Annotated in this window: 2 protein-coding genes; both read left to right on the top strand. The window is 38.1% G+C overall.

Annotation, left to right across the window (positions count from 1 at the left end; genetic code table 11):
- Positions 1–329: 329 nt before the first annotated feature.
- Positions 330–1,181, top strand: a complete 852-nt coding sequence (locus tag AC1DPQ_RS24745) for a TIGR02757 family protein (RefSeq protein WP_477585250.1) — start codon at positions 330–332, stop codon at positions 1,179–1,181.
- Between the two features lie 115 nt (positions 1,182–1,296).
- Positions 1,297–1,911, top strand: a complete 615-nt coding sequence (locus tag AC1DPQ_RS24750; protein ID WP_477611190.1) for a Crp/Fnr family transcriptional regulator — start codon at positions 1,297–1,299, stop codon at positions 1,909–1,911.
- Positions 1,912–2,414: the final 503 nt, after the last annotated feature.

The raw sequence follows: 2,414 nt of genomic DNA on the forward strand, positions 1-2,414 counted from the left end.
ATCCTTGCCTCGGCTCACCGCCGCCAGAGGGCTCTTTCTTTTTGGTGTCAAAAAGAAACAAAAAACACCGGCTGAAAATTTTTCTTTCGAAGTTAGTGGGAAGGCTAGGTCAGTGGAGCCCGAAAAATTTATTAGGCCGGATTTGAGTGGAACGAGGACACAGTGCTATGGCTTAGCTGGRTGGAATATATAATCGCTAATTACCAGTGTATTAAAAAAAACTTCAACGATAGGCACGAAGCATCTTTTTCATCGGTTGCAGATGCTTCGTACCCTCAGCATGACAATCTGATAGATGGTAATGCTATTTTCGTTTAATCATCACATATATGCAGTTTTTAGAGCTAAAAAATTTCCTTGATAGTAAGGTTGAACAATACAATCAGCCAAATTTTATAGCAAACGATCCAGTTTGTATTCCGCATCTTTTCGAAAAAAAACAGGATATAGAAATTGCCGGCTTTTTTGCTGCGGTTTTAGCCTGGGGCCAGCGGAAAACAATTATTAATAAATGTAGGGAACTGCTGGGCCATATGGATAATGCGCCTTACGATTTTGTTGTCAATCATACCGATAACGATTTAAAACGTCTGCTGAACTTTAAACACCGCACATTCAATGATACCGACTTACTTTATTTTATTTCGTTTTTTAAGCAGCATTATCAAAACTTCGATAGCTTAGAGCAGGCATTTGTGCCAAGGCAAGATGTTTTTCGGACTGATTATTTAGAAGTTTCATCTATAAAACCGGAGATAACATATGCCTCGGAAGTGTGTTATGCTGCTGAGCTTAACTTCTCGATAGAGCAGGCATTGAACCATTTCAGGCAGTATTTTTTCTCCTTAGAAGATTTTCCTCACCGCACGAAGAAACATATCTCCTCTCCAAAGCAAAAATCTACCTGTAAACGTTTAAATATGTTTTTGCGGTGGATGGTTAGGATAGATCAAAAAGGTGTTGATTTTGGTATCTGGAATACACTTCAGCCAAAAGATCTAATCTGTCCCTGCGATGTGCATGTTGATCGGGTAGGACGCTTGCTTGGACTGATTAATAGAAAGCAGACCGATTGGTTAACTGCAATTGAATTAACCGACAATTTGAAGCAGTTCGATCCCTCAGATCCGGTGAAGTATGATTTTGCATTATTTGGACTAGGTGTAGAAAAATTGCTTTAAAGTTTGAGAATTGAGAAAAGTCAAAAAAAAGTTCTTTTTTCAATTCAATCTTCCTATACTTACGTAGTGATCCTGCTTCGGTTTAGTAGGATTATGTCTATCCCAATGTTTCGCTATGATCGCAGTTAATTTATCTGATGAAGATAGGTGGAAGAAATATAATAATTTTTCTCCTCTAGTCTCAATTTTTAAGAAATTCCATCCGCTTAATGATGAAATAGAAAAGCGGATTAACCAGCATACCTTTCCGATCAGCTTCAAAAAAAATAAATACCTTGTTTCACCTGTAGACCGTAACAAATTCCTTTTTTTAATTATTAAAGGTGTAGTTAGGGGGTTTATTAAGGATGGGGACAACGAGATTACCACATGGATTGCCAAAGAGAATGAAATTGTAGGTACCATACGTAATTTGTGGATAGATGGCGATTCGGATGAGTATTTACAGGCATTGGAAGATGTAGATTTAGTTGCTATCCCGCATGTATTATCAGAATATCTTTACGAAAATTTTCCTGAAGCCAATATTGTTGGCAGAAAGATGATGGAATTATATTACCGCTCGGCAGAGGAACGTGCTTACCTGTGCCGGATTTCGTCAGCCGAAAAAAGATACAAACGGTTTTTGCTCTCATTTCCTGATTTAATTAACCGGGTTTCTTTAAAATACATTGCTTCTTTTTTAGCCATCAGGCTCGAAACATTGAGTAGAATTAGGGCTAAAATTTAATTCTATATTATTTTCTTGTTTTTAAAGTAAGAGGTTTAACATTTTAACAGGTCTTAAGTCCTTTAGTGAAAAGGAAATAATACTGCTGAACAAACAGCTTTATACAGCCAGAACCGCATTATTACCTTACCGCCGGGGTCTTGTTTCCGCTTTTGGAAGATTTTCAGGCTAAACCTTCTTTTCTGTTAAAAGATGACTGCGGAGGCGCACAAGTTTGGAACTGAATGCATTTTTGATGATCAAAAATTTTATCTGGGTAGGCGGTTCGTACCGCACAGGAGTAAAGCTGTATGATAAAAGCTATTTGTAGCGTGATCTTACACCCAGGAACTTGGCCGTAGCGGCAATACAGGTTTTTCCATCTGAGAAACTAGGGGCCGGCTATAGTTACGATTTCTCAATCGGTCCGCTACAGGCCTATAGCAGCGCTACACATGAGATTTCATAGTCGTATTTGTTCATTAAGCAAAATGTGAGATTGGGAGCACTAATGTGTTTTAAAC

The sequence above is a fragment of the Pedobacter sp. 01T416_2 genome, from assembly GCF_056398925.1.